The organism is Pseudarthrobacter sp. CCNWLW207 (genome assembly GCF_037203945.1).
GTDB lineage: Bacteria > Actinomycetota > Actinomycetes > Actinomycetales > Micrococcaceae > Arthrobacter.
Window position 1 is genome coordinate 262216 of record NZ_JBBCBS010000006.1, and the last position, 25401, is coordinate 287616.

General features: G+C 65.3%; 17 protein-coding genes. 12 read left to right on the forward strand and 5 right to left on the reverse strand.

Translation table 11 applies throughout. The features are described 5' to 3' along the window. Nucleotides 1-91 precede the first annotated feature (91 nt). From pdhA to V9L17_RS12750, 3 genes are read left to right on the forward strand one after another with little or no spacing between them, the layout of a single operon-like run. Nucleotides 92-1309 (forward strand): pyruvate dehydrogenase (acetyl-transferring) E1 component subunit alpha, encoded by a 1218-nt coding sequence (gene pdhA / locus V9L17_RS12740; protein WP_337351692.1) that lies wholly within the window; start codon nt 92-94, stop codon nt 1307-1309. Then, nucleotides 1306-2418: an alpha-ketoacid dehydrogenase subunit beta gene (locus tag V9L17_RS12745; RefSeq protein ID WP_337351693.1), complete on the forward strand. Its 1113-nt coding sequence runs from the start codon at nt 1306-1308 to the stop codon at nt 2416-2418. Before pdhA ends, V9L17_RS12745 begins: the two co-directional genes overlap by 4 nt. Before the next feature lie 2 nt (nt 2419-2420). After that, nucleotides 2421-3926 carry a dihydrolipoamide acetyltransferase family protein gene (locus V9L17_RS12750; RefSeq protein ID WP_337351694.1) on the forward strand — a complete coding sequence of 502 codons (1506 nt, stop codon included), beginning with the start codon at nt 2421-2423 and terminating at the stop codon, nt 3924-3926. A 90-nt stretch (nt 3927-4016) separates the two neighbouring features. On the opposite strand, the gene V9L17_RS12755 is transcribed toward V9L17_RS12750, so the two are convergent. After that, a complete protein-coding gene (locus V9L17_RS12755) occupies nt 4017-6815 on the reverse strand; it encodes a hypothetical protein (RefSeq protein WP_337351695.1) in 2799 nt (932 codons plus the stop codon). A gap of 790 nt (nt 6816-7605) precedes the next feature. Here V9L17_RS12755 and V9L17_RS12760 point away from each other — a divergent pair. Genes V9L17_RS12760 through V9L17_RS12780 form a run of 5 tightly spaced genes read left to right on the forward strand, consistent with a single transcriptional unit; the run spans nt 7606 to nt 20013 of the window. After that, nucleotides 7606-13686, forward strand: a complete 6081-nt coding sequence (locus V9L17_RS12760) for an Ig-like domain-containing protein (protein WP_337351696.1) — start codon at nt 7606-7608, stop codon at nt 13684-13686. A 58-nt stretch (nt 13687-13744) separates the two neighbouring features. After that, nucleotides 13745-14716: an AAA family ATPase gene (locus V9L17_RS12765; RefSeq protein WP_337351697.1), complete on the forward strand. Its 972-nt coding sequence runs from the start codon at nt 13745-13747 to the stop codon at nt 14714-14716. A 47-nt stretch (nt 14717-14763) separates the two neighbouring features. After that, the gene (locus V9L17_RS12770) at nt 14764-15975 is read left to right on the forward strand and encodes a DUF58 domain-containing protein (RefSeq protein ID WP_337351698.1); all 1212 of its coding nucleotides are present in this window, start codon (nt 14764-14766) and stop codon (nt 15973-15975) included. Further along, nucleotides 15972-18386, forward strand: a complete 2415-nt coding sequence (locus tag V9L17_RS12775) for a transglutaminase-like domain-containing protein (protein WP_337351699.1) — start codon at nt 15972-15974, stop codon at nt 18384-18386. Before V9L17_RS12770 ends, V9L17_RS12775 begins: the two co-directional genes overlap by 4 nt. 1 nt (nt 18387) lies before the next feature. Then, the gene (locus V9L17_RS12780) at nt 18388-20013 is read left to right on the forward strand and encodes a serine/threonine-protein kinase (protein ID WP_337351700.1); all 1626 of its coding nucleotides are present in this window, start codon (nt 18388-18390) and stop codon (nt 20011-20013) included. An 18-nt stretch (nt 20014-20031) separates the two neighbouring features. Here the strand turns inward: V9L17_RS12780 and V9L17_RS12785 are convergent, their stop codons facing one another. The 3 genes from V9L17_RS12785 to V9L17_RS12795 all read right to left on the reverse strand — a co-directional run bounded on the left by V9L17_RS12785 (nt 20032) and on the right by V9L17_RS12795 (nt 22060). Then, nucleotides 20032-20943 (reverse strand): hypothetical protein, encoded by a 912-nt coding sequence (locus V9L17_RS12785; RefSeq protein WP_337346181.1) that lies wholly within the window; start codon nt 20941-20943, stop codon nt 20032-20034. Nucleotides 20944-21065: 122 nt separating this feature from the next. Continuing rightward, complete coding sequence (locus V9L17_RS12790) at nt 21066-21830, reverse strand: hypothetical protein (protein ID WP_337346182.1); 765 nt, start codon at nt 21828-21830, stop codon at nt 21066-21068. An 89-nt stretch (nt 21831-21919) separates the two neighbouring features. After that, a complete protein-coding gene (locus V9L17_RS12795; RefSeq protein ID WP_337346183.1) occupies nt 21920-22060 on the reverse strand; it encodes a hypothetical protein in 141 nt (46 codons plus the stop codon). Between the two features lie 168 nt (nt 22061-22228). On the opposite strand from V9L17_RS12795, the gene V9L17_RS12800 reads away from it, so the two are divergent. Beyond that, nucleotides 22229-23044, forward strand: coding sequence for an MBL fold metallo-hydrolase (locus V9L17_RS12800; protein ID WP_337346184.1), 816 nt, complete (start codon nt 22229-22231; stop codon nt 23042-23044). Between the two features lie 62 nt (nt 23045-23106). Then, nucleotides 23107-23967, forward strand: a complete 861-nt coding sequence (locus V9L17_RS12805) for a hypothetical protein (RefSeq protein WP_337351701.1) — start codon at nt 23107-23109, stop codon at nt 23965-23967. On the opposite strand, the gene V9L17_RS12810 is transcribed toward V9L17_RS12805, so the two are convergent. Then, complete coding sequence (locus V9L17_RS12810; RefSeq protein ID WP_337351702.1) at nt 23964-24578, reverse strand: hypothetical protein; 615 nt, start codon at nt 24576-24578, stop codon at nt 23964-23966. The genes V9L17_RS12805 and V9L17_RS12810 overlap by 4 nt on opposite strands. A 208-nt stretch (nt 24579-24786) precedes the next feature. On the opposite strand from V9L17_RS12810, the gene V9L17_RS12815 reads away from it, so the two are divergent. Next, nucleotides 24787-24930 (forward strand): hypothetical protein, encoded by a 144-nt coding sequence (locus V9L17_RS12815; RefSeq protein ID WP_337346187.1) that lies wholly within the window; start codon nt 24787-24789, stop codon nt 24928-24930. 110 nt (nt 24931-25040) lie between these two features. Beyond that, the gene (locus V9L17_RS12820; protein ID WP_337346188.1) at nt 25041-25190 is read left to right on the forward strand and encodes a hypothetical protein; all 150 of its coding nucleotides are present in this window, start codon (nt 25041-25043) and stop codon (nt 25188-25190) included. The last annotated feature ends 211 nt before the right edge of the window (nt 25191-25401 follow it).

The window sequence follows — 25401 nt, forward strand, 5'->3', positions numbered from 1 at the left end:
CGTAGTTCTCCATAATTTCAAAAGAAGCTAGATACGAAACCTGTCCCGGGACGATACTGGGGATGAATAGTGGCTACAGAAGGACGGACCAATGACGATCTCCGCAGACCACACTGCACCGGACCAGGCCAGCAGGGCGCCCGCAGAGGACGCCCTCACAGAAGCTGCCAAAAAGTTCGGCATCACCGCCGAGGACTACATGCTCCCGGCCCGGCACCAGATCCAGATGGTGGACCCGGACGGCCGGCTCAAGCCGGAAGGTGAGCAGGGCACCGAACCCGGCCACGAGTACCCCCTGCCCGGCGACGAGGAACTTCTGGCCTCCTATGAGCAGCTCGTCGTCGGACGCCGGGTCAATGACCAGAACTCTGCACTCGTCCGGCAGGGCCGTATGGCTGTGTACCCCTCCAGCTACGGCCAGGAAGCCTGCCAGGTGGCCGCTGCCCTGTGCCTGTCCGAGGGCGACTGGATGTTCCCCACCTACCGCGACGCTGTCGCGGTGATGGCGCGCGGCGTGGACCCCGTCCAGGTGATGACCATTTTCCGCGGCGACTGGCACGGCGGCTACGACCCCGCCAAGCACAAGGTGGGCATCCAGTGCACCCCCCTGACCACCCAGTTGCTGCACGCCGTCGGCGTCGCCCACGCGGCCAAGCTCCGGGGTGAGGACACTGTGGTGCTGGCCATGTGCGGCGACGGCGCCACCAGCGAAGGCGACTTCCATGAGGCCCTGAACTTCGCCGCCGTCTTCCACCTGCCGGTTGTCTTCTTCGTCCAGAACAACAAGTACGCCATCTCGGTTCCGCTGTCGCACCAGTCCGTAGCGCCGTCGCTCGCGCACAAGGCTGTGGGCTACGGCATGGCCGGCGAACGCGTGGACGGCAATGATGTCGTCGCGCTCCTCGCCGTCCTGGACCGCGCCGTGAAACTCGCCCGGGAAGGTTCCGGGCCGCTACTCGTAGAAGCCAACACCTACCGTATGCAGGCCCACACCAATGCCGACGACGCCACCCGCTACCGGCAGGACAGCGAGGTCGCCGAGTGGCTGGCCAAGGATCCTGTCAATCGGATGCGGACCTACCTGACGCACCGTGGCCTGCTGGACGACCAGGCCGAGGCCCGGATCGCTGAAAAGGCTGAAGCCGTGGCCGCCCAGCTGCGTGAGGGGCTTGGCGAGGACGTCCCGGTTGACCCGCAGGAACTCTTCCGCCACGTCTTCGCCACGCCCACGCCCCAGCTGAAGGAACAGTCCGCCCTGCTCGCCGACGAACTCGCCCGCGACGCATCATCCCAGGAGGCCGCACAATGAGCCCCACCGTCACCACCTCATCCGAGGCGAACGGCAACGTCAGCGCCGCCACCGCCCGCGCCGCAGCTTCAGCCGCAGCCACCGCGGAAGCCGCCGGCCCACAGTCGGTCACCATGGCCAAGGCGCTCAACACTGCGCTGGCAGATGCCATGCAGGCTGATCCCTCCGTTCTGGTCTTCGGTGAGGATGTGGGCACGCTGGGCGGGGTCTTCCGCATCACCGACGGCCTTACCAAGACCTTCGGCGAGCAGCGCTGCTTCGACACCCCGCTGGCCGAGTCCGGCATCGTAGGAATGGCCGTGGGCATGGCCATGAACGGGATGCGCCCGGTGATCGAGATGCAGTTCGACGCCTTCGCCTACCCGGCCTTTGAACAGATCGTCAGCCACGTGGCCAAGATGCACAACCGCACCAAGGGCGCCGTGAAACTGCCCATGGTGATCCGGGTTCCCTACGCCGGCGGTATCGGGGGAGTGGAGCACCACTGCGACTCCTCCGAGTCGTACTACGCTCACACGGCCGGCTTAAAGGTCTTCACCCCGGCCACCGTGGCGGACGGCTACCGGATGCTCCGCGAGGCCATCGACTCGGACGACCCCGTGATGTTCATGGAGCCGAAGAAGTTGTACTGGTCAAAGGACATGGTGGACCTGGAAGACCTCCGGGAACAGCACTCCGCCAATGCGAAGGCGGGCCGGTCCTCGGAGGGCCGCGCCGCCGTTGCCCGTCCGGGCACCGACGCGACGCTGATCGCCTACGGGCCCTCAGTCCCAACGGCGCTCGCCGCTGCCGAGGCAGCCGCCTTGGAGGGACGCTCGCTGGAAGTCATCGACGTGCGCACCATCGTCCCGTTCGACGACGAGACCGTATCCGCATCTGTCCGCAAGACCGGCCGGGCCGTGGTGATCGCGGAGGCCCACGGTTTCGCCTCGGTGTCTTCCGAAATCGTGGCACGGGTGCAGGAACGCTGCTTCCACCACCTGGCAGCCCCCATCCGCCGCGTCACCGGATTCGACATTCCCTATCCGGCACCGAAGCTTGAGAAGTATTACCTGCCCGGCGTGGACCGCATCCTCGACGCCGTCGACGACCTGCAATGGGAGAACTGACCATGAGTGAACCGAAAGTATTCCTGCTCCCGGACCTGGGCGAAGGCCTCACCGAAGCCGAACTCGTCAACTGGCTGGTGTCGGTAGGCGACGAGATCCGCGTGGACCAGCCCATCGCAGAAGTCGAAACAGCCAAGTCGATGGTGGAGGTCCCTTCCCCGTACGCCGGGACTGTTGCTGAGCTACACGGTCAGCCCGGCGAGACACTTGACGTGGGCAAGCCGCTGATCTCCGTGACGCCAGTCGGGGCGGCTTCGGTTGCCGCCGCGGATGATGCCGCCCCCGCCGGACCGGTGGTTGAGCCTGTCGAAACCGAATTGGGAGAAGCCGCCGCTGCCACTGAACCGGCGAACGCGGAGGCAGAGGCGTACCGCGAGGAGGAGAAGGCCGGGTCCGGGAATGTGCTCATTGGGTATGGCACTCCGGGCGGGCACGGCGTTGCACGGCGGATGCGACCGCGGAAGCCCTTGCCGATCTCTGTGGCTGAGCCGGTCACGTCCGTAACGGAGTCTGAGCCTTTGTTGATTGAGCCTGTCGAAATTCCCGACGCGGACCCTTCCCTTCTCCGAACGCGGGTCCCAGGCAGGCTGGGTGCCGTAATTTCTCCGCTGGTTCGGCGTATGGCTCGTGAACACGGCGTCGACCTTGGTGAGGTCCGCGGCTCCGGGGACAGCGGCCTGATCATGCGGCGGGACGTTGAAGCCGCCATCAAAACCCCGGAGCCAGTTACGACTGGTCAGCGAAACAGGAGGCTGGAGGCTGAGCCTGACGAATCCCAAAACCGCGTTGACTCGCGGACTGGGCTGACCATCGCGTCCCGGACTCCTGTCAGGGGCGTGCGCAAGGCTGTGGCTGCGAACATGACACGCAGCCGGTCGGAGATCCCGGAAGCCACTGTGTGGGTGGACGTTGATGCGACCGCCCTTGTGGAGCTTCGCGCCGGCCTTAAAAAGAACGGAGCACATGCCCCTGGCCTTTTGGCCTTCATTGCCCGCTTCGTCACGGCGGGCCTGAAGAAGTATCCGGAGCTGAACACACGCATCGAAACTGCTCCCGATGGATCCCAAGAGATTATTGCGTTTGAGGGAATCAATCTCGGCTTTGCAGCGCAGACAGACCGCGGATTGATGGTGCCGTCGATTCGGACGGCGGAAAGGCTGACCGCACGCCAGCTCGACGCAGAAATCCGACGTCTCACAGACGTCGTTCGCCAAGGGAAGGCGAGCCCGAGCGAACTTGGAAGCGGCACCTTCACGCTGAACAACTACGGAGTGTTTGGAGTAGACGGTTCCGCTGCAATCATCAATTATCCCGAGGTAGCCATTCTTGGTGTCGGCCGGATTATCGACAGGGCGTGGGTTGTCGATGGCGATCTGGCGATTCGCAAGGTCACAGAGCTGACGTTGACATTTGACCACAGAGTTTGTGATGGAGGAACGGCGGGCGGCTTCCTCCGGTTTGTTGCGGACGCAATTGAGAATCCGCACCTCGCGATCATTGACTTTTAGCACACACAAGGCGCAGGTAACCCCTCTGGATCGTGGTCCAGCCCAAGCACAGAGTTCCTGTCAGCAAAGTCTTCCCGGACGGTTCTTCTTTCACGCCAAGTAGGCCTCCGCGGTGAGGTTGTAAAGCGTGAACTGTCCAACGGAGACTGGGCCAACTCCAACTAGCTGAAGCTCTAACTTCAGGCCGGTGACGCCGATGGGGACTGTGAAATCCTTCGTAATCGTCGAAGGCGGTATGTCAATTGCGACGTGCTTGAACTCCAACACTTGGTTTCCAGCCTGATCCTTGATGCTAACGGCGAAGCTGCCACCCCCGCGTGCCAGCAGTGCCTCTACTCTTGCTGAGAAGATTAATCGGTTCCCGGCAACAAATCCCGTTGACACCAGTGGGCCGGTTGTCGTCTGAACGACGGGCACTGTTGCCATTGCTGTGAGCGCATATCCAGCGAAACCGTTGCGAGGCGCCCTGGTGTTCGTCACCTTGGCACTGTCGTAGGACGGAGATGTAACCGCGGTAAAACCTGCCGGGAATTGGGCGTCACCGCTGACGAACGTGCCGTTGGCTACGAGATTTAGGGGATCGCGAGCGGAAGTTACAATGATGGGCGGGGCCGGCTTGATCAAGGGTGCCAGTGTCGCCCACACCTTTTTGCCGATGATCGCATTAGCTTCGCCGTTAGGATGCGTCCCGTCGTACGTGAGGCCGGTTTTCCACATACCTGTATCTGAATCCACTAGTTCGGAGTAGACGTCCACTAGCGGGACGGACTCCCTCGCAGCGAACGAAGCAAGCCATGCGTTATTCTTTGCCCTCTCCGATGCCGCAGACAACGGATACGCGGTTGTGTTTGACGTAGGAGGCCGGACTCCCGGAGAGATCGCCGCCGTCTGGATGAATCTGCAAGTACCGAGGAATGCGGGAGCGGCTGACGGCGCAACGGTGCCGATCAAGCCATACACTCCAGACCCATCACTTGTCTCCTTGTAGACCTTGTACCAGTTGGCTCCTCGTACATGCGTCCAGTACAACCGGACGCAATACGTGGACGTGGGTGTAGTAACTGCCGCGGGTGAGCTCGGAAGCGTTTCTCCGGTCTGAGTTGTCACCGAACCATTGCCGGCCGTAACCACATATCGGTGCGTTCCAGCGGGCAGGCTGCCGGCTGTAGAAGAACAAATTTCCGAAGTCAAAGTAGGGGCAGAGATTGCGGATTGTCCCTGCGGGACCGTATTCACCAGGAAGACGCCGATACCTTTGGCTCTGCATTTTGCTACTGCTTCGGTCACATAATCGATCATGTTCTGGGGCACACCGCCGACAAGCCCATCGTTACGGCCCGGCATAAGGCCAACGAGGGTAGGGTTCTGGGCGAGCACTTCGCCGTCGAAAAGCTCCCTTAGTTGACTGGACGTATGTCCACCTCGAGCAGCATTCCAGTGCGGGCGCATTGTCCCGTCGGAGGCGACACAAGCGTTCATGAACCAGGAAGATCTGAAGGAGGCTATGAGTTTCGAATCGAAGGATTCAGTCAGTGAGTCACCTTGAACTACTGTCTTAGTCGCGTCGAGGAGCGCCCCTGCAGTCGACTTTGCGACTTTTGCTGCTGTGTTGAACTGTGCGAGGAGGCCAGTGCAGCCGATGAACTCAATGCCTGTCGTGGACCCAGTAACTCCCTTAGCGGTGGCGGTGCATGCTATGAGTGAGAGCCCTGTTTGCGTGCCCACGAAGTTGTAGGCATTTGAAACGTTGCCTTCATTATTGGATGAACATCCAATAAGGCTGGTCTCAACAGCACCGGAGATGAGCCAGTTGTGGTTGGTTCCCCCCGCTCTTCCGTTCTTGAAGGACCAACAATCGGTGAACCTCGCGTTGTTCGGAGTGGTGATGTGGAACCCGTTGTTACCACTTGTGTCGGCGTGGCAGCCGTAAAACTGGGAAGAGCCTGGACCAACAAGATAGAAACCGTGGCTGATGCTCTTAATCGCATGAACGTGAACGGCAGTGATGCTTCCGCCGGTCGATCGGAAGCCATGGAGACAGTTGTCAGTGGATACATCCAGCCAGAATGAATCCGGGACGTTTTGTACGTATGCGCCCGCACCTGAGCAGTCCTTAACGCTGACGTGCTCGAAACGCGACTCAAGGCCGCCTAAGAGGTTAATGCCGTGAAAGCCGCCGAGGATCTGCGTGTGTCCGATGTAGGGTTCGTAGTCTGCCTCAACACGTACAACGTCAGGAGTGCTGGTGAGGCGCGCATCAATGACTAGGTGTTCGATGCTGGCATTTGTGCCAGTCATCTGGACGACGGACGGGTAAGTCGCTGTGTCCCAGTCGGCAGAGGCGACGATCTTGGCCGCGTTTTTTCCTCCACCTCCTACGAGCCTGTGGTTGCTGCCGAGGACAATTCGGCGAGAGATGTTGTAGGACCCTGGGGGTATCGTGATGTTGCGACTGGCCGCGAGCGCTTGCTCAAGTGCGGTCGTAAAATCCAACGAATTCGTCGCCGCATACTTCTTGACATTGATCCACTCTTCGCCTGCCAAGACGGTTGTGGCCGATAGATCGGGAATCTGGCTGATTGGGAGTCGGGCTCCACTGTCCAGCGTGGCGACACCGGACGCAACACCCTTCTCCGCACTCGGTATGTACGAGGTCGATGGGTTCTTATCCGTCCCCGGAGCGGCATTCGCACTTCCAGCGACCAGCGATGCGCCAGTGAGGGCAGCCGCAAGAGTCCCGAACCTTATGATTCCGCGGCGTTTGAGCCCGCCGATAATGGTCGTGCGTGCCGCTGCCTCATCCCGCATCAAGACGACCTCCCGGCGGGGGGGGATTGACGACTTTCCAGGGGCCACGTACCTCTCGCTGGGCAGGGCGGTATAAGACAATCGGGTCTCCTCATGGCAATTTGGAATGAGGACGCTGCGGGTCGGGCTGACATAAAAGAAAAGTAGGCCGCCGGGGAGGTGTGGGCGACAGTAGTGAGTACTCGACTATCGGCACTTGGTTGTAAACGCTTCACTCGCGGTACCTATATTTAATGACGTAGTACTTGGAAGCGGCGAGGTGCTGAGCGCGTAACGGCGCAATTTACTTCGAAAAATCGACATGTCCAAGCCATCGGCTGAGCGCACCGGACATTGAGTTGAATTCACCACGTTGCCCGCTTTCACCTTCGGTCAGCTGGATAGCCTGATAATCGTGACAGCGCCGCCGCACTTGGGTTCCGGTAAGCTCATTTCCCCTTTTGACCGCTTCCTTAGTCCAGCCGTCAGATCGTGAACCGACGCACGGGTACCCCCGTGAAATTGTCGCCCAGCAAGGAGTCGCCCACTTGGTTTGCCTTGCTGCTAACACTCCAGAGGGCAGTGAGAATCGGCGACTGATCTCGTTAGATTGTGTGCAAATTGTGTCAAATGTATTTTTCCCATCATCATTGATTGACAGGGATCGTCAAATCCTTTGATTCTACTGTCGTAGACAAGTTTCAATCAGTTGCTCGTCACTGATTCCCGTTGGGTCGTCGTCCGAATGTAATGGCGCGGAAACATCAGTAGTTGGACCATTTATTACAAGCATTGGATGAATTTTTCCCCCACCGCTAGGTTGTGAATTCCATCTCCCTATAGCATTCAGCTACTTATGAGATGGGGGACCCAAATGGGGGGTCGTTCTTGGGTGGAACGAAAAAGGCGTGTCCTTGCCTCGGCAGCCACGTTTTCATCACTGGCAGCCGTCGCCGCGGCAGCCGTCATTTATCCCGGATTCACGGTCACTCAGGTGGACCTGAATGACGGCGGCGTCTGGGTCACCAACACCAGCAAAAACCTGGTGGGCCATCTGAACTACCAGTCCAAACTCCTGGACGGCGGCCTCCTGGCCGCCAGCCCTGACTTCGACGTCCTGCAGAACGCCCGCACCGTCTTCCTCTCGGACCGGAGCAAATCCTCGCTCAGCCCGGTCAGCGTCACGGACGTGATCCTGGGCCAGGCCACGGCGGTGCCCTCCCCGGCGGCTGTGAGCTTCGGCCAGAAGTCCGTTGCCCTGGCCAGCCAGGACAAAGGCACCCTGTGGGTCACCAGCAGCAGCGCCCTGGGCTCGTTCAATGCCGCCTCCGCCGAGCCCGCCCTTACTGATGCGAAAGGCGTTGTTGCCACGGTAGGCACGGATGACGTTGTGTACGCAGCCAACCCCGCCAAGGGGGAACTGACCACCCTCAAACTGGATTCCGCCGGCACGGTCGCCTCCCAAGAGTCGGCGCCGGTCGAGCCCCTCCGCAACATCGAAAACGCCCAGATCACCGCCGTGGGGGACAAGCCCGTGGTGCTGGATCCGGCCACCGGATCGCTGTTCCTGCCAGGCGGCAAGAAGGTGGCCCTGCCGGACCCCGCCGGAGCCAAGCTCCAGCAGAGCGGCCCCGCTGCGTCCTCCGTGGCCATCGCCACGTCCAAGGCACTGATCAAGCAGCCGCTGGACGGCTCGGCCGCCACTGTCACAGACCTTGGTGCCGCCGGAAACGCTGCCGCCCCCGTACGCCTCGGCTCCTGCCTCTACGCGGCCTGGGCCGGCTCGGGCAAATACCTCCGCGACTGCGACAACCCCAACGACAACACCCGCCAGGACATCCCCACCACCGGGTCCCGGGCCGACTTCGTCTTCCGCGTCAACCGCAACGTGGTGGTCCTGAACGACATCTACTCCGGCGACGTCTGGCTGGTCACCGAAAACATGCGCCTGGTCTCCAACTGGGACGACGTCATTCCGCCGCCGGACAAATCCGATGATCAGGACGAGGACGCCGCGGACAACAACCCCGTCAACACGCTGCCGGACCGCACCAAGGAAAACCGGCCCCCGGCCGCCGTGGATGACCAGTTCGGCGTCCGGCCCGGCCGCACCACCCTGCTGCCGCTGCTGGACAACGACTCCGACCCCGACGGCGACGTCCTTACCGCCCGCCTCCAGGGCGAGGCGCCCGCCGTCGGAACCCTGCAGAACGTCTACAACGGCACCGGCATGCAGGTGACCGTCCCCGCTGACGCCAGCGGAACGGCGTCGTTCCAGTACCAGGCCAACGACGGCCGCGGCGGAACCGCCACCGCGAAGGTCACCCTCACCGTCAAGGACCGGTCCACCAACGATGGACCCGCCCAGAAGCGCGTCCCCACCATCCTGCTGGAGCAGGGCAAGAGCATCAGCCAGAACGTCCTCACCGACTGGACAGATCCCGACGGCGACGACCTCCTCCTGATGGCAGCCAGCACGTCCAGCGAAGGGGACCAGGTCCGGATCCGCCCGGATGGCCAGCTCAACTTCCAGGACGTCGGCACCAGCCTGGGCCGCAAGGAAGTGCAGCTGGTGGTCTCCGACGGCCAGCTGCAGACCGAAGGCAAGCTCATCGTGGACGTCCGCGCCAAGGGCAGCCTCCCGCCCAAGGCCAACGCGGACCACGCGGCCGGGATCGCCGGGCAGGACCTGGTGGTGTCCCCGCTGGGCAACGACGTTGACCCCACCGGCGGCACGCTGCGCCTCACCCGCGTGGACACACCGCCGGACCTCACCGTCACCGCGGACTACCAGTCCGGCACCTTCCGCTTCCGCGCCCCGAATCCCGGCACGTACTACCTCACCTATCTGGTCACCAACGGGCCGGAAAGCTCCGAAGGCCTCATCCGGATCGAGATCAGCCCGGCCGGCGGCACCGCCGAGCCCCCGGTGGCGGTCGCTGACCTGGCCCTGCTGCCCGTGGGCGGCGAAGTCCTCATCGACGCACTGGGCAACGACTCGGACCCCGCCGGCGGTGTCCTGGTAATCCAGTCCGTCAGCCAGCCCAAGAACTCCGCTATCGGCGTGGCCGTGCTGGACCACCACATCCTGCGCATCACGGATATCCGCGGCCTCACGGCCCCCATGAGCTTCACCTACACCGCGTCCAACGGCGTGGCCAGCGCCACCGGCGAAGTGACGGTTGTCCCGGTTCCGGCCCCCAGCAAGCTGCTGCCCCCGGTGGCCGTGGCGGATGAGATCACCGTCCGCGCCAACGACGTCGCCACCATCAGCGTCCTGGCCAACGACAGCCACCCTAACGGCGCCAAGCTGCAGCTCAACCCCGTCCTCATCCAGGACGTGGACCCCGGCAAGGGACTCCTGGCCGTCTCCGGCGACGTGCTGCGGTTCAAGGCCGGGCCCACCCCCGCCACCCTCCACGCAATCTACGCCGTGACCGGCCCTGACGGACAGGAGGACTCCGCCCAGGTGACCATCCACATCCGCGGTGGCGGCGCCGAACAGAACTCCCGCCCGTTGCCGCAGAAGGTCACCGCACGGGTCATCGCCGGCAAGACCTCACGCATCAGCATCCCGCTGGACGGCATCGACCCCGACGGCGACTCCGTCAGCCTGATCGGCCTGGAACAGGCGCCGGGCAAGGGCACCGCAACAGTGGGGGCCACCTACATCGAGTACACGGCCTCCCAGAACGCCTCCGGCCAGGACCTCTTCTCCTACGTGGTGGAGGACCGCTTCGGGGCCCGTTCCACCGCGTCCGTGGTGGTGGGCATCGCCCCCGCCCCCGGCAGCAACCAGACCCCGGTGGCCGTGGAGGACACCATCATTGTGCTGCCCGGCCGCCACGTTGCCGCCGACGTGCTCTCCAACGACTCCGACCCCGACGGCGACACCGTCAGCCTCACCGGCGACGGCCTCGAGGCTGCCGCCGAACTGGCCGCCGAAGTGAAGGACGGCCGCGTCCAGCTGACCGCGCCCTCAGCCCCCGGCACGGTGATTGTCTACTACGGCGTGACGGACGGCCGCGGAGGCACCGCCGTCGGGACCCTCAAAGTGGTGGTCCGCAGTGACGCGCCCCAGCTGCCGCCCGTTGCCCGGGATGACAGGGTGACGTTCGCCGAAACCCTCGGCAAGACCGCCGTGGACGTGCCCGTCCTCAAGAACGACGAAGACGCCGACGGCGTGGCCAGCCAACTGGCCATCAGCTTCCCGCAGTCGGCACCCACCGCCCGCGTTTCCGGCAGCGGGACGGTCAGCGTCACGCTGACTGACGGCCCGCAGCTGATCCCGTACACGGTCACCGACGTGGACAACCTGTCCTCCACCGCATTCATCATGCTCCCCGGGCTGAAGGACCAGAGCCCCGCCCTGAAGAACAGCGCGCCGCTGGAGGTGGTCAGCGGACAGCAGCTGACCCTGAACCTGGCGGACCTAGTGGTGGTGCGGGCCGGCAAGGCCGCACGCATCACCCAGGACACCAAAGTCCAGGCTGTGGCGTCCAACGGAGCGCCGCTGGTGAAGGACGCCACAACCCTGGTATTCACCTCGGCCGATGACTACTCGGGACCCGCGGCCGTGACCTTCGAAGTGACGGACGGCGCCAGCGTTGACGATCCGGACGGACGGATGGCCGTGCTGACCGTCAGCATCCGCGTGCTTCCGGACCCCGCCCGCAACCACCCGCCCGTTTTCCCCGGCAGCAGCCTCGAGACGGCTGTGGGGGAGGAAACCGCCCTGGACCTGCGCCAGGTGGCCACAGACGTGGACGAGGCGGACCGGGACAAACTGGCGTTCGCCCTCTCCGGAGCTGTTCCTTCCGGGATCAAGGTCACCCTGGACGGCGGCACGCTGAAAGCCACGGCCGACGGCGGCGCCCCCAAGGGTGCCACCCTCCCCGTTGGGGTGACGGTCACCGACGGCCGCAGCGCCCCCGTAGGCAGTACAGTCACCGTCCAGGTAGTGGCCTCCAAGCGGCCGCTCGCCGGCGTGAACGACGACGTAGTGGCCATCGCCCGGGCGGGCCAGCCCGAGCGCGTCAGCGTCCTCGAGAACGACAGCAACCCGTTCCCGGACTCACCGCTGAAGGTCCTCAGCGCCATCGTGGAAACCGGGACCGGCACGGCCACGGTGGAAGGCGACGCCGTCACTGTGACACCGGCGGAGAACTTCGTGGGCACCCTGGTGGTCCGGTACCGGGTCCAGGACAAGACCACGGACACTGAACGCGAAGTGGACGGCCGCGTCCGGCTCACGGTCAGGGACAAGCCGGACGCCCCCACCACCCCGACGGTCAGCGAAGTGCGCGATCGGACCGTGGTGTTGAACTGGGCCCCGCCAGCGAACAACGGTGCCGCCATCACCGGCTACAAGGTGACCGGCAGCAGCGGCTTCTCCCAGCAGTGCCCCGCCACCACGTGCACCCTCAACGGCCTGACCAACAACGTGGAGTACACCTTCACCGTGGTGGCCACGAACGAGGTGGGGGACTCCGCGGCGTCACCCGCCTCCGCCCCGGCACGCCCGGACGCCAAGCCGGACGCCCCGGCGCCGCCCACCCTGGTCTTCGGGGACAAAGAGCTCAGCGTCACCTGGGCCGTGCCCAACAGCCCGGGCTCGCCCGTGGAGAGCTACAACCTGGAGATCTCCCCGGCACCGCCCGGCGGCAACGTGCGGACCAGCAACGTGGCCGGCACGTCGTTCCAGTGGACCGGACTGGCCAATGGCACCCCGTACCAGGTGAGGGTCCAGGCATCGAACAAGGCGCCCGAACCGTCCGACTGGAGCGCGTACTCGGCCAGCGAGATCCCGGCAGGCCTTCCCGGAGCGCCGGGCAAGCCCAGCACCACACGGTCAACGTCCGGCGGGTCCGAATCCATCATGACCGTCAGCTGGGCGGCAGCACCCGAGAACGGTGCCGCCATTGACACGTACACGGTGACGGCCCAGCAGGGCGGCGCCGCCGTTGCCAGCAGCACCGTCTCCGGCAGCCAGCTGAGCGTGCCCATGACGGTGGGCAACTCCGCCACCGACTACACCTTCTCGGTGGTGGCCAGGAACAAGGCAGGGGACTCCGCGGCCAGCCCGGCCTCGGACCCCAAGCGTGCCTTCGGCGCTCCGGGGGCGGTGCCGGCCGTCCAGGCGGATCCTTTGGACAACGCGGTGCAGCTAGCCTTCCAGCCGGCGGCCGGGAACGGGGCCACGCCGAGCTACCAGTACCAGGTCAACGGCGGGGCGTTTATCGCCCTCGCCGCTGACAAGGTGGTGCGCAACGGTGTGCCCAACAACGGCAACTACACGATCGGCGTGCGGGCGGTGAACAGCCTCGACGGCGCCACGTACGAGGGGCCGGTCACCAATTCCAACCAGGTGGCACCCTACGGCAGGCCCTTCGCCGCCAGCGTCAGTGCCTCGCAGAACGGCCAGCAGGTGGTCTTCAACGTGGGATCCGTTCCACCCAACGGCCGTCCGGTGACGGGGCTTCGTTACACCGCCTCGGACGGCCGGAACGGCACAATGCCTGCGGGCGGCGGGCAGATCCCCGTGGGCAACGACTACGAGCAGGACGTGTGGCTGGACGTGGTCACTGTGGACAGCCTTGACCAGACCACGGCTGCGCCCAGGGCCTCCGGTCGGACGGCGAACAGGCCTTCGCCGACGTACTCCATCTCCAACCCCGACGTGAATGGCCGGACCGTGACCCTCCACGTGGCCAACTTCGGTTCCTGGCGGCCGTCAGTAATCCACTGCTGGGGTGCCACCAACGTGGGCGGCTCCGATCCGCACCGCGGTGGTTGGGCCGGCAACACGCACGGCGAGAACCTCGGTAACGGGGAGTACACCTGGCCGTCCAGCGGCACCGGCAGCTTCACTGTGCGTTGCCCCGGTGGTATTACGAACCCCAACCCGGGCAGGAACTACTTCTCACTTGACCTGGTCTCGGGCTATTGGACCAACGAGCTGCGGACCAAGTGAGCCATCTCCCTTCAAAGAATTTTCCTGCAAAGAACCGACGTCGAAAAGGACTTACTCCATGACAATGACCACTGAGCAGGCCGAATGGTTTGCAGGCACCTTCGAGAAGCTCGTTGCCAATGTGGGGCAGGCGGTGCTGGGCAAGGAACATGTCATCCGGCTGACCTTCACGGCGATGCTGGCGGAAGGGCACGTGCTGTTTGAGGATGCTCCGGGGACGGGCAAGACCATGCTGGCGCGGGCCATGGCGGCCACAGTGCAGGGTTCCAATAACCGCATCCAGTTCACTCCTGACCTGCTGCCGTCGGACGTGACGGGTGTGACCATCTACGACCAGAAGACGCAGAAGTTCGAGTTCCACAAGGGGCCGATCTTCAACAACATCGTCCTGGCCGATGAGATCAACCGTGCCTCGCCGAAGACGCAGTCGGCGCTGCTGGAGGTCATGGAGGAATCCAGGGTCACCGTGGACGGCGTCACCTATGAGGCGGGACGGCCGTTTATGGTGATGGCCACGCAGAACCCGATCGAGCAGGCGGGTACCTACCGGCTGCCTGAGGCGCAGCTGGACCGCTTCCTGATCAAGACCTCGATCGGCTATCCGGACCACGCCTCCACGGTCAGGCTGCTGGGCGGCACGAACCTGAAGGACCGCTCCAAGGAGCTCTCCGCGGTGATCACCACCCAGGCCGTGGCGGACATGGCTGACCTGGCCGCGACGGTGCACGTGGACACTGCCGTGCTCGAATACATTTCCCGGCTCTGCGAGGAGACGCGCAACGCGCCCGAGTCCCGGCTGGGTGTCTCCGTCCGGGGAGCGATCGCGATGGTCCGTGCCGCCAAGGTGTGGGCTGCGGGACAGGGGCGGAACTTCGTGCTGCCCGACGATGTCAAGGAACTCGCTGCCGTGGTGTGGACCCACCGGTTCGTGATGGATCCTGAGGCTGAGTTCTCCGGGGCCACGCCCGAGGCGGTCCTGGCCCGGGTCCTGTCCGACGTCGCAGCCCCCCAGCAGCGCGCCACCACCTAGAACTCGCCCGGCCCGCCCTTTCCCGGCCCGTCTGAAAGATGACCTCCATGCCCACAACCCCTCCCGCCGTCGTCGGACGAGCCCGGACGCTGCTGCCCGCCCGGCCTGCTGCCCTTGAAGTGGTCACCGCCCTGGGCTGGCAGGTCCTCGCGGCTGGCCTGGGGTTCTGGATCATCGGCGCGCTCCTCGGCTGGGAGGAGACCATCACCGCCGCGGCCGCAGCTTTGGCGCTGCTGCTGGCCGCCGCGGGGTTCGTTATCGGCCGGACCTCCTACGGGGTGGAAATGGACCTCGCGAAGACCCGGGTGGAAGTGGGGGACATGGCCGTGGGCAGCCTCACCGTATCCAACACCTCGGACCGCCCGCTGCTGCCGGCGTCGATCGAGCTCCCGGTGGGTGCGGGCACCGCCTTCTTCGCCGTCCCGCGGCTCGGGGCCGATGACGTGCACGAGGACCTGTTCACCATTCCCACCGCCGTCCGCTCCGTCATCAAGGTGGGGCCGGTCCGGTCCGTGCGGGCAGACCCGCTCCGGCTGCTGAGCCGCCAGGTGGTCCTCACGGACGCCGTGGACCTGTACGTCCATCCCCGCACCGTATCCCTGGCCGGATCCGCCGAGGGCCTCATCCGCGACCTTGAGGGACTGCCCACCAAGGACCTGTCCAGCGCCGACGTGTCCTTTCACGCCCTGCGGGACTACGTCGCGGGTGACGACCGTCGCCACATCCACTGGAAGACCACGGCCCGGACCGGCAAGCTCATGGTCCGCCAGTTCGAAGAGACCCGGCGCTCGCACCTGGCCATGGCCCTTTCCACCAACCTGGCCGAATACGCCGCCGACGAAGACCTGGAACTGGCCATCTCCGCCGCGGCGTCCATCGGCAAGCAGGCCATCCGCGAGCAGCGCGAAGTCAGCGTCCTGACCCAGGACGGCCGGCTCCGCACCGACACAGCCCGCGTCCTGCTGGACGGCATGACCCGGCTGGCGGGGGAGGAGTCCCGGGTAACGGCAACCGACGTCGCCAGGCTCACCGGTGACGCCGTCCCCAACGCGTCCATCATGTTCTTGGTGGTTGGCACAGCCGTCACACCCGCGCAGCTCAGGACCGCGGCGGCGTCGGCCCCTCCGGGCGTCCGCTGCCTGGCCATCCGATGCCAGGCCGGCGCACCGCTGGACCGCCGGGCCATCGGGGACCTCACGGTCCTGACGCTCGGCGAACTTACCGAACTGCCCCGCCTGCTGGTCAAGGCCGCGGCATGAGCCGGGCAGCAGCGCGGGAAGTGCGCTCCTTCACTCATCTCTGGCCCGACGTCGCTGCCCTGGCAGCGCTGTTGGCCGCAGGAATTCTCGGCTTCTACTCGACGTTCGCGGGGGACTGGCGCTTCGTCCTTGCAGGGTGCGGCGGCATTGCGCTCGGCCTGGGACTGGCCTACTTCGCGGCACGGCACAAATTGGGTGTCCTGCTGACCATGGCCACGGCTGTCCTTGTCTATGTGGTGTTCGGCAGCGCCCTTGCCGCCCCGGACCAGGCCATCGCCGGGGTGGTGCCGTCGCTCGAGTCGCTGCGGACCGTCGTCGCCGGCGTGGTGCTGAGCTGGAAGCAGCTCCTCACCAGCGCCGCCCCGGTGGGCACCGGAAACGGAATGCTGGTGGTCCCGTTCCTCGGCGCCTACGTGGCAGCCCTCCTCGCCGGAACCATGGCCTGGCGCCTGAAGAGCCCGGCCTGGGCAGTCTTGCCCGCCGCCGGCCTGCTCCTGCTGGCCACCGCCATGGGAACCCACGAGGCTTCCCAGGCGGCCCTCCGCGGCGCCGTCTTTGTCGCCCTGGCTGTGGCTTGGCTGGCGTACCGCCGTCGTGCATCGACCGCCCCCGCGGCGGTGGTTACCGGCCAGGGTCCGACGGCGGGACACTCCGCGGCGCGTGGGCGGCGGGCTGCTTTGGCGGCCTTTGTCCTCGCTCTTGCCGGCGGGGTGGCCGTGGCGGCTTCCCCGGCGCTCACCGCCGGCGCCACCCGGCAGATCCTGCGGGACGTGGTGGTCCCGCCACTGGACCTGCGGGATTACGCCAGCCCTCTGGCCAGCTTCCGGGACTACGTCAAGAACCAGAAGGACAGCAAGCTGCTGGCCGTGACCGGCCTTCCCGCCGGTGCCAGGATCCGGCTGGCCACGCTGGACTCCTACGACGGCGTGGTGTTCGACGTTTACGGCAGCGGCTCCAGTAACTACTCACCGATCAGCAACACCGCAGCGATTGGGGCCTCGGGGACATCCGCTGCCCCTGCCGCCGAACCCGCGGCGACCGCGGATGTGGCGGTGACGGTGGACGCATATAAGGGGGTCTGGCTGCCGTCCACCGGAAGCCTGCGGGGCGTCGACTTCGACGGCCCACGGGCGTCCCTGCTGGACGGTTCGTTGTTCTTCAACGCTGCAACAGGCACGGCCATCGCCACTGCCCGGCTCCAGGCCGGCGATACGTACAGCCTCAGCGCGGCTTACCCGTCCCTGCCGACGGACGCGGAGCTGGCCCAGTCGGACTTCGCAGCGGTGCAGCTCCCGCCCGCGGAAAGCGTGCCGCAGATCGTGGCGGCCAAGGCCAACGAGTTTGTGGGTGACTCGTCACTGCCCATCGAACGGGTCCGCAAGCTGGAGGCGGCGCTGTCCAAGCAGGGCGCCTTCAGTAACGGGCTCGACGGCGAGGCCAGGAGCGTGTCCGGCCATGGCGCGGCGCGGATCACGTCCCTGCTGGGCGCCAAGCAGATGGTGGGCGATGACGAACAGTATGCGGTGGCCATGGCACTGATGGCCCGCGAGCTAGGCATTCCTGCGCGCGTGGTGATGGGTTTTTATCCGGATCCCAAGGAACCCCAGGAATCCGGGACGGTGGAGCTGACCGGCAACGACGTGCACGCGTGGGTTGAGGTGGCCTTTGCCGGTGCCGGCTGGGTTCCGTTCAACCCGACGCCGTCCGAGGACAACGTGCCCATCCCGCCGGATCCGCAGCCCAAGTCCAAGCCCCAGCCGCAGGTCCTGCAGCCGCCGCCGCCACCGCAGGCCCCGGCCGAGCTGCCGCCGGATTCTGCCCCGGACGCCCAGGATGCCGAACAAAACCAACAGGGGTTCTGGGGTGTCCTGGGACCCATCCTGATGGCAATCGGCATCGGCCTGATTTCTGTAGCCGTCCTGCTCCTGCCGCTGGTGCTTATTGCGTGGCTGAAGCTGCGGCGGCGGAAGCGGCGGGCCACCAGTGGCTCGCCGACGGACCGTATCAGCGGCGGCTGGAGTGAAGTCATGAGCGCCGCCACCGATCTGGGTACCACCATCCCGGCAGGCGCCACCCGCCGGGAGAACGCCGCCAACCTCGCGGAGGCTTTCCCCGCCAGCGGCACCACCACTGTGCTGCTGGCACACCGTGCAGATGAGGCGGTCTTCGCGCCAGGGAACCCCAGCGACGATGACATCCGGGCGTACTGGGCGGACGTTGAGTCTTCGCTGAACCAGATGACCGGATCCGTGGGGTTCTGGCGGAGGCAGCGGGCCAGGTTCTCGCTGCGCTCGCTGGCTGCAGGAGGGGACCTGCCGCTGGTGCGGCGCTCCGCCGCTTCGCTGACGGCCTCGCTGTGGGGCCGTGTGGCCCGGATGACGCCGCTGGCCCGATTTACAAGGAAGAACTGACATGAGCGCAAAACGCGGAACCGCCGCACCGCCGGCCATCGAGGGCTACCAGTATGTGCAGCCCCTTGGATCGGGCGGCTTCGCCGACGTGTACCTCTACGAACAGGACAGGCCGCGCCGCAAGGTGGCCGTTAAGGTGCTGGTCTCGGACCTGAAGACCGACGGCGCGCGCCGCCGCTTCGAGTCCGAGGCGAACCTCATGGCGCAGCTTTCCACGCACCCCTTCATCGTGACCATCTACGAGGCCAACGTCACGGCATCCGGCCACTCCTACCTGGCCATGGAGTACTGCTCCAAGCCCAATCTGGACGCAAGGCTCAGGCGGCAGCGGTTCAGTGTGGACGATGCCCTTGCCATCGGCATCCAGGTAGCGTCCGCCGTCGAAACCGCACACCGTGCAGGCATTGCGCACCGGGACATCAAGCCCGCCAACATCCTGGTGACCGACTACAACCGCCCGGCGCTGACCGACTTCGGGATTTCCGGAACCACGGACTCTGCCGGAGACGACGACGGCGGGATGTCCATTCCCTGGTCGCCGCCGGAATCACTCCGAAACTCCGAGGCCAACGGCGTGATGGTGGACGTGTGGGCCCTCGGCGCCACCGTCTACACACTGCTGGCCGGACACTCGCCCTTCGCCATTCCTGGGGGCAACAATTCGCCGCGGGAGCTGATGTCCCGGATCGCGTCCATGCCGCTGCCCGGCCTGGGCCGCATCGACGTTCCGCAGTCACTGCAGCAGGTCCTCGCTACGGCCATGGCCAAGCAGCCCGGCTCACGCTATCCCTCGGCCCACTCGTTTGCGCTGGCGCTGCAGCGTGTCCAGGTGGAGCTGAGCCTCGCGGTCACCAGCTTTGAAGTGCTCGACGACGGCCATGACGCCGAGGACCCCAACGACGGCGGCGAGGACGCGACCCGGATCCGCGGGGTGGTGTCCATCGACCCGCGCGCCAACACTTCGGATGCGCCCACCGCCGTCCGGGCCTCTGTGGCCACGTGGGCGCAAAAGCCCACTATTCCCAGGCCTGCCCCCGACGCCACAGTGATCAGGGCTTCGGCACCGCCCGCCGCCTCCGAATCCTCTGTGTCGGGGGCGCGGACAGCCTGGGAACGCCCGGCCCCGTTCACGCCACTGCCGATGGAGGAGACCCAGCTCCGGCCGGCTGAACCAGCGCCTGAGCCCGAGGCCGCGGCGGAACCCGAGTCCCGGCGTCGTCCCGGGTGGCTGCTGCTGGCGGCCGGAGGAGTGCTCGTGGCTGCGGCGGTGGGCGGGCTCTTGGTGGTGAACGGCGCCGGAACGCCGAGTGCGCCCAAGACGACGCCTGCGGCGGACGGACCGCTGGACGCGGTTGCGCCGGGCTCCGCGGTGCCGGCCCCCGCCAACCTGGCGGGCAGCAGGGACGGCGCCAACGTGGCGTTCACCTGGGAGAACCCGGCCCCGGTGGAGGGGGACGTGTTTATGTGGCGGCCAGTGTCAGTCATGCAGACGGGTGACTACACCACGTCACAGGAGCCCCGGGCAGTGGTGGCGGCCAGCCCCGACTCCCAGACCTGCCTGGAGGTGGTTATCCGGCGCAGCAACGGCCAGGCGACGCCGGAACCCGCGAAGGCCTGCGTTCCCTGACCGTGTGTTGAAGCTCGGCTACGCCGCGTCCGCCATGCTCACGCGGTCGGTCAGGTCCTGCCACAGCGCCCATTCGTCCTCCATGGCGCCGGGGCAGGCCAGTGCCAGTTCCATGAGGCCGTCGCTGCTGGTGGTGGCACGGACAGCCATCCGGTAGACCACATCCGCGTTGCTGTCGTTCTTGAACCGGAGTTCTGCTTCCTGCAGTTCAATCTCCTTGCTTCCGTCGCGCAGGTTGACGTACACGGAGCCGGCATCATCCACGACCTCGACGGGTTTGCCCACAGCCTGCTTGACGCCGCCGATCTCGGAGGCCATGGCCGCGGCCGTCGCTGCTTCGTCTCCGTCCCCACCGGTACCTGGAAGGACGGCCTGGTAGATGGTAAACGTGCACTGAAGGCTGGCGTTGCGGTAGTTAACCTCGCCATCTTTCACCGGTTCCCTGGTCCAGCCTTCCGGATCCCGGATGGACCACACCGGCGCGCTGGTGAAATCGGAGTCGTCAAAAAGGTAAACAGCGCCGCCGGCTTCGTCCGAGGCGGCCGCGTCCTCTGACTTTTCCGGGTCTGCCGATTCGCTGACGCTGGGTTTCGGGTCCGGGATGGCGTCGGGCTGTTTGCTGCCGCTGGCCAGGCCGTTGAAGACCATTATGCCGGCCACGGCGATGACGGCCACCGCGCCCACGCCACCCGCGATCCAGCCCCAGACGGGCATACCGGTCTTGGGCGGTGGCTGCGTGAACATTGCAGGCTGGCCGTACTGCTGGCCGGCCTCGCCGAACGGCGGCTGGTCCTGCTGCGGTGCGTAGGGAGGGAATGGCGGCTGCCCTCCGTGGGCCGGGGCAGGCGGAACGGGCGGATGTAGGGGACGGTTTTCAGGGTGCTGGTTGTCGGGTTGCTGTGGCCACCCGGGCTGCTCGTTGTTGTTCACTGGTTCCCCCAATACTTGACGCGAAAAGTGCAAGCACCATCATGTCGGGTCCGCGGAGCATGCCGCGATGGGGAGCACTGCCCATCAGGTCAGCAGCGCACGATCGGTGCTCAAAGCACTGGTCAGGGCGCGTCGACTACTGTCACCCGGTCGGTCAGGTCCCACCACAGGATCTCTTCGGTTTGCAGCCCTGTGGGGCAGGCCAGGGACAGTTCCAACAGGCCGCTGCTGCTGCTGGTGGCACGTACGGCCATACGGTAGGTGACGTCCGCGTTGTAGTCGTTCTTGAACTGGAGCTCTGCCTCGCGCATTTCGATGTCCCCGGTACCGTCGCGGAGGGCGACGTAAACGGATCCGGTCTGATCCATGACCTCAACGGGCTTGCCCACCGACTTCTTGACGGTGTCGATCTCGGCGGCCAAGGCAGCTTCGGTGGCTGCCTCGTCGGCGGTTCCTCCTGTGGCCGTGCCCTGATGCACCGTAAACGTGCACTGCAGTTTGGCGTTGCTGTAATTCACTGTGCCCTCATCGACCTGATCCACGCGCCAGCCCTCAGGCTCCTTGACGGACCACACGGGCGGGCTGGTGAAGTCGGCGTTTTCGAAGATGAAAATGTTTGCCCGGTTCGAATCCACCTCCATTGACTCCTCCGGCCCTGCAGTTTCGGTGATGCCCGGGTCCGGAATGGCGTCCGGCTCCTTGCTGCCGCCGGAGAGGCCGTTGAATACCATCATGCCGGCCACGGCGATGACCGCCCCTGCACCCGCACCGGCGGCGACCCATCCCCAGGCCGGCATGCTCTTCGAAACGGGCGGGTACGACGAGCCGCCAGCAGGTTGTTGGTTGTCCGGCTCCTGCGGCCATCCGCGCAGCTCGTTGTTGTTCACGGCTTCCCCCACAATTTGACGCGAAAAGTGCAAGCACCATCATGTCGTATCCGCGGCGCCTGCCGCGATGAGGAGCCGTTCCCGTTAGGTCAGCGGCGTACATCCGAGTGCTCAAAGCACTGGACAGTGGCAACCAGAGAGCCGCCGTCGTCGGCTTTCTGATAGACGGTGACGTGGTTGGTGGTCTTGCCGCACGCGGCGCAGAAAGTCTTATGCTGTTTAGTCCCCATGAGGGAGATGATACCCAGTATCAGGTTTCAGCACGGTAAACATTGCTGATCAGCACTGTGGCTGCGACGGCACCCCAAGCCCGTTCCGCGTCCCGGAAACTCCAAGGCCCCGTGGGTAGAATCGAGGCCAAGACGAACGTAACTGCTTGCCGGAGGTATGGAGAAACAATGTCAGAATGGCTCGAAGTCGGCGCGGACAACTATGTGCTGGTCACCGAAGGTTCGCTGCTGAACACCGGCCTGATTGTTGGATCCGAGCGGGCCATGGTGATCGACACCGGCTGCGGCCCGCGGCAAGGACGCGAGATCCTGGCCGCCGTGCGGGAGAAGACCCAACTGCCGCTCGTCGTGGTCAACACCCACGCCCACTACGACCACTTCTTCGGCAACGCCGTGTTCGCCGAGGAGGGTGCCACCGAGTTCTGGGCGCACGAAAACTGCGCCGCTGAAATTGAGGAGCGCGGAGACCTGCAGCGCCGCTTCGTTGGCACGCTGGAACCTGAGATGTCCACTGGCGAAGGCGAGAACGTCGAACTGGTGGTGCCGAACGCCATCGTCAAGGACCAGCCCGTGCTGGTGGACCTCGGCGGGCTGACCGCCACCCTCTTCTACCTGGGCCGCGGCCACACCGACGGCGACCTCCTGGTGGGCACGCCCACCACCCTGTACGTGGGGGACCTCGTGGAGCAGGGCGCGCACCCGTCCTTCGAAGACTCCTTCCCGGAGGAATGGGCCGATTCGCTGCGGCACATCTCCGCGCTGCGCCACCGTTACGAATTCCTGATCCCCGGCCACGGCCAGCCGTGCAGCGACCAATTCGTCAAGACGATGGCCAACACCATGACCACCGCCGTCCGCCAGGCTCGCCAGTCCATCCGCGATACCCCCTCTGACGCCACCAAGGCCATCCCCGTCCTCCCGTACGGGCCGGAACAGTCGCGCTGGTTCATCAAGCGCCTGCAGGAGACCCGCCCGCAGCACTAGCGTCGCGGGGCTGCGGCCGACTCGCTGCGCGCTGCCTCCTCCCATTGACCAAGGTGGCGTTCATGGCCACCATGGAGCTGTCCGGCATCCTGTTACCGTACGGCCGGGCATGGATGAGGGAGGCTGTTCTCATGGCCGACGCTGCAGCAGCAAAGACCAAAATCCACTTGCCATCGCGCCTCCGGGCCGCCCGAATCGTGGCCTGGGTGATGGTCCCGGTGGCCCTCTTCGGATTGTTCGGACTCGCGGACCTGATGACGCTGCCTGGCTGGGTGGACCAGCAGTATGAATGGTCGGTGCCGCTCGAGGCGAGCTGGGGCAGCCTGTTCACCTTCGTCGTCGGCGGATCATTTGTCAGCGTCGCCCGGAATCCGGGGCAGCCCTGGCCCGGGTTGGTGTTGCTTTCCATCGCCATAGGAGCCCTGCTCCTCGGAGCAGGGCTCGGGCTGGACGCGGGGCCGACGCCAGTTGCCTTGCTTCTCGCTGCGGTGGCGGCCCTGCTCGTCTGGCTGGTCCGGCCTGAGGCTGCGCCGCTATCTTTTGTCTGGGATCTGAGCCGGCAATATCTGCTGATAGCGGCGACTGGCCTGCCGCTCTGGACGCTGTACGCCGCGCATGCGTTCGAAGTTTCCCGGCTTCGCCAGGACACCGGCCATCTGACCTGGGACATTGAGCACTGGCCCGTGCAGGGTTCCGTCGGGATAGTCCTGTGCCTGACTGCGCTGGCCATGGCCTTCTGGCCTCCAGGCCGCCCGCTGATGCGGGTGGCCACGAGCCTGTCCGCCACCTATATCGGTGCGGCCATGCTCGCCTTTCCTGATCGGGCCGGTGCCATGGACGGTCCCATGTGGGGCGTGGCCATGGTCCTGTGGGGAACGGTGGCGGCTTTGCCCGTTCCGCAGCGCGACATTTCTTCTACCTAGGGGGCTCCCTCAGGCGCAGGCACATTCGCCTCCCGTCCTCGACCGCGAGGTTCGCTGCTGAGTATGAATGCAAGCGCAACCCATCCCGCACCGAACACCGCAAAAACGGCCGTCCCGACTGCCATGGGCAGCAGTGCCAAGGCATACATCAACGGCTGCACGGGCAGTGTGAACATCCCGAGAAGCCCTGTGAACACCAGGAGCCGGGATTGTCCCTTGCGGTTGCCGTCGCTGCCGACAGCAAGCCCTGCCATGGCCAGGGCCAAACCGAGGCTCGGTACTCCAAAGCTGATGCTGCCGGTCGTCGGGGGAACGAAGAGAACGGCAACGCCAATCGCAGCGACCAGACCAAAGAGAATTGCCAGCGTTGCCAGGATTTGCGCTGCACGTTGGAAGCCGGGGCGCGTGCGGGGAAGGCCTCGCAGATACGAAAGTGCTGTCCAGGCGCTGAGCAGCAGAGCGAGCACGCCCGGTGCGTTGTACAGCAGAAACAGTTCAGTGCTGATGATCGGTGAGTAATTGAGATCCTCCCGCCATACGGCGTCGGGCCCGTAGGGCATGACGAACCGGAAGTAGCCGTGGACTATCCAGAGAAGGCCGCCGGCAACCATGCCCCACAGTAGACCCGGCCGAGGCCTGATCATGCGGGCGTGAGAGGCTGAGTTTTCCCTGCTGGAGTTTTTCATCGGAACCTCCGCCGTAGGTTACCCGCACCGCCGTGAACTGATGGTTGAGTTTACGGCGGACACACCTCAAAGGCACAGGTCACATACAGCTTGACTTGATCCGCCGGAAACATTGTGCGTGTACCGTCGCGGCATGGGTAATTTCGGGGGCACACAGCACGCACGCGACTCACAACGGGAGCTTCGACGGCGCCGGTTCCAGCGGATTTCCTATGTTCTGTTTGGCGCGTTGGCCGTGGTCACTGCGGGCGTGGTGATGCTGGCGCTCACGCGCTAATTGCAGGGACTCAGAGGATGGCTCTGATGTGATTTGTATTGCCGGGCACATACAGGTAGCGTCCTGCTTGATCTGACATGGGGAAATGCTGCTAACCAATGGAGGTTTGTATGGCCCTGGCCGACTATGCCCTGGCGCTCTGTGCGCTGCTGGGCACGCTGTTGATCCCCTTTCTTGTCCTGCTCCAGATGCTGCGGATGAAGCGCCGCGCCATCCGGGTCACCGCACGCCCCACCGCACCCCGAGGTAGTCACCGCTAGCATGCCGTACGTCGACATCAACCCCCACAAAGGCCGTCCCAAGTGGCAGGGCTACACCGTCCTTGCCATCCTGTTGATCCTCACCGCCAGCGTGGTGGCCGCCGCCCTGACGCGCGTCTGACACCCGGATTCTGTGCCAGCACCTAGACTTGCTGTTTGAACCGAACAGTAAAGTGCCGCAGAACTTTTTGCCGAACGTCCTGGGGGGACA